The organism is Pseudarthrobacter sulfonivorans, from assembly GCF_014712225.1.
Classification (GTDB): domain Bacteria; phylum Actinomycetota; class Actinomycetes; order Actinomycetales; family Micrococcaceae; genus Arthrobacter; species Arthrobacter sulfonivorans.
Genome location: NZ_JACXBW010000055.1, coordinates 1 through 361, shown reverse-complemented (window position 1 = coordinate 361; position 361 = coordinate 1). Strand labels below are relative to the sequence as shown.

Annotated in this window: 1 protein-coding gene; it reads right to left on the bottom strand. The window is 64.8% G+C overall.

The genetic code is table 11. From position 1 onward, the window contains the following. Nucleotides 1-361, bottom strand: a 361-nt coding sequence (locus tag IAQ70_RS22530) for an ATP-binding cassette domain-containing protein (RefSeq protein ID WP_223860570.1), incomplete at both ends; no start/stop codon positions are given.

The following is a 361-nucleotide window of genomic DNA, read 5'->3' as shown; positions in this document are numbered from 1 at the left end:
CGAGCCGAGGAAGAAGTTCCGCCAGATCGGCATCAGCGGGACCACCGCCAAATCCTGGTAGACGGTCGCGATGCCGGCGTCCAGGGCGTCCCGGGGTGAGCTGAATTTGCGTTCCTCGCCCATGATGTTCAGGACCCCGGCGTCGTGCTGGTGCAGCCCGGCGATGATCTTGATCAGCGTGGACTTGCCGGCGCCGTTATCGCCCAGGACGCAGGTGACGCGGCCGTTGTCCACCGCCATGGTCACCTCGGACAGGGCGATGATGTTGCCGTAGTGCTTGCCTACGCCGTCGAGCGAGAGCAGGTGCACCGGGGTGTGGGTGAGGGGGTCTTTTTCGTTCTGGAGCAGGGTCTGCTGGTCA